The organism is Stenotrophomonas sp. 05L44_2, from assembly GCF_056665995.1.
Map to the genome: position 1 here is coordinate 1 of NZ_JBFTNR010000857.1, position 2,148 is coordinate 2,148.

Below are 2,148 nucleotides of genomic sequence, written 5' to 3' on the forward strand. Positions count from 1 at the left end.
TCCACCCTGCCGGCCGCCGGCGTCGGTGCGTTGCTGGCGCTGTTCGGCACCAACACCGAACTGTCGGTGATCTCGATGATCGCGCTGGTGCTGCTGATCGGCATCGTCAAGAAGAACGCGATCATGATGATCGACTTCGCCCTGGTGGCGCAGCGCGAACATGGGCTGACTCCGCGCGATGCTGCCCGTGAAGCCAGCATCGTGCGTTTCCGCCCGATCATGATGACCACGATGGTGGCAATCCTGGCTGCGGTGCCGCTGGCGATCGGCCTGGGCGAAGGTTCAGAGCTGCGTCGCCCGCTGGGCATCGCGATGATCGGCGGCCTGCTGTTCTCGCAGAGCCTGACCCTGCTCAGCACGCCGGCGCTGTACGTGATCTTCTCGTGCCTGGCCGAGCGCTGGAAGGCGCGGCGCGCGCGCAGGCGTGAAGCGAAGCTCCTCAGGCGCGCACAGCGGGCCTGACTTCGGCAGCGCCGGGCCATGCCCGGCGGCCTTTCAGCAATCCGCGCTGCGCGCTCGCCGGGCATGGCGCGGCGCTACCGGCCTCTGGTGGGTGCGGACCGTTGGTCCGCACGCCGATGGCATTTGACGCGCTGTAACGAAAAGAGAACAATTCTCATCCAGCCATGGTCCTGCGCCCCCTTGTGGCGCCCCGCTGCCGTCCCCGGCACGCCTGCGTGATCCCAGCCACCGACCTTTCCCCCCTGCATGGGCGGATGGCCCGTGGCCGCCCGCCGAGGATCTCCATCGATGTTGCCGATTCGCTCCCCCCGCCTGGCCGTACTGGCCGTCGCGCTGTCCGCCGCCTGCACTGCACACGCCGAAGCCCCGGCCGGATCCCGCAGCGCCACCGATCTGGACGCGGTCAAGGTCATCGCCGAGCGTACCCATACCGAGGCTGGCGCCCTCGGCGATCGCGCCCTGCGTGATACCCCGTTCGCGATCACCGCCGTCGGCCGTGAGCAGATCGAACAGCGCCAGGTCGTGTCGCTGGGCGAAGCCTTCCTGCTCGACCCCTCGGTCACCACCCAGGTCAGCGCCTATGCCAGTGGCTGGAGCTCGCCGATCCGCAACCGTGGCATCGACCTGAATTTCGACAGCTACCGGGTCAACGGTCTGCAGGTCTCGTCCTGGGGCACCGAATGGCCGCTGGAAGTGATGGAACAGGTCGACCTGCTGAAGGGTCCGGGAGGTTTCCTGTACGGCTTCGGCGCGCCGGGCGGCATCGTCAACTACATCACCAAGAAGCCGACCGACGTACCGACCTTCTCCGCCCAGCTCGGCTGGCGCGAGCAGGGCATCGTCAGCGGCGGCATCGACGTCGGCGGCCGCTTCGGCAACGAGCAGATGTTCGGCTACCGCTTCAACGCATACCAGGAAAAGGGCGAAACCTTCAACGGTGGCCATGTCGATCGCAAGGTCGGTGCACTGTCGCTGGACGCGCGCCTGAGCGATGCGCTCACCTGGACCTTCGACGGCGTGTTCCAGTCGCGCGACCTGCGCGAGGAATCACCGCAGTACTACTTCCGTGGCCTGACCTCACTGCCGCGGCCGATCGCCGGCGATGTCGACAACAGCGTGCCCGGCACCTACTACGAGACCGTACAGCAGGCGGTGTTCGTCAGCGATACCGTCAATCTCGGCCATGGCTGGTCGGTGCTGGCCGGTTGGCGCTACAACGACTTCGAGACCAAGGGCGCCTACCACACCTATCCGGTCACCCCGACCTATGCGGTCATGTTCAAGCCCAGCGAGGCCGTCACCCTGTATGCCAGCTACATCGAGTCGCTGGAAGCAGGCAGCCGCGTAGGCAACAGCTACATCAATGCCGGCGATGTGCTCGACCCCACCATCAGCAAGCAGTACGAGATCGGCGCCAAGGTGGAAGCGAATCGCTGGAACGCGAATGTCGCTGCGTTCCGCCTGGAACGTGGCGCCAACATCGATCAGCTGACCGATGCAGGCAAGCGCCTGGTGCAGGATGGCATCACCCTGTACGAAGGCGTCGAAGCCAGCGCCGACCTGCACCTGACCGATGCGCTGACCGTGGGCGGTGGCGTGACCTGGCTGGACCCGACCTACGACAAGCTGTCACCGGGCAGCGCGGCGCAGGAAGGCAACCGTACCGTCGGTGCTGCGCGCTGGAGC

General features: G+C 66.6%; 2 protein-coding genes. Both read left to right on the top strand.

Going from position 1 to position 2,148, the window contains the following annotated elements; genetic code table 11:
- The coding region (locus tag AC1VAN_RS21385) for an efflux RND transporter permease subunit (RefSeq protein ID WP_480986695.1) at nt 1-462 on the top strand (462 nt) is incomplete at its 5' end.
- A 288-nt stretch (nt 463-750) separates the two neighbouring features.
- The coding region (locus AC1VAN_RS21390; RefSeq protein ID WP_480986696.1) for a TonB-dependent siderophore receptor at nt 751-2,148 on the top strand (1,398 nt) is incomplete at its 3' end.